Source organism: Parabacteroides sp. AF19-14 (assembly GCF_003635485.1).
Lineage (GTDB): Bacteria > Bacteroidota > Bacteroidia > Bacteroidales > Tannerellaceae > Parabacteroides > Parabacteroides distasonis.
Map to the genome: position 1 here is coordinate 805 of NZ_QTMJ01000055.1, position 520 is coordinate 1,324.

Sequence of the window (520 nt, forward strand, 5' to 3'; positions counted from 1 at the left end):
TCGGATAAACCAATCCATCGACAACAGTTTGCATAAACAGGACATCTTGAGACAGATTTGTTTTTATATCCAGATACAAACGCTCTAAATTCACACCGTCACGGTCAATTTTATTGATAAATATAATTGTCGGGATTTGCAGTTTTTGTAAAGTATTGAACAGCAACTTTGTTTGCGCTTGTATGCCTTCCTTTGCGGATAAGATGAGGACTGCTCCATCAAGCATTTTGAATGTCCGCTCCACTTCCGCAATAAAATCCATGTGTCCCGGAGTGTCAATGATATTGCATTTCACTCCATTCCAGATAATAGATGTCGTAGAAGCCCGAACAGTAATTCCTCTACGTTTCTCTATATCCATAGAGTCTGTTATGGTGTCACCATTATCCACACGGCCGCACTTTTCCGTTGCTCCACTGGCAAACAGCAGATTCTCGGTTACGGAAGTTTTTCCTGCATCAATGTGAGCAAGAATTCCTAAATTTATAATATTCATTTGGATTAAGCAATAATATACTAC

Annotated in this window: 1 protein-coding gene; it reads right to left on the reverse strand. The window is 39.2% G+C overall.

Annotated features, from left to right (window positions below; all coding sequences use genetic code 11):
- Positions 1-496: GTP-binding protein (locus tag DWX33_RS23035; RefSeq protein ID WP_233570226.1), on the reverse strand; the 496-nt coding region annotated here is incomplete at its 3' end.
- Positions 497-520: the final 24 nt, after the last annotated feature.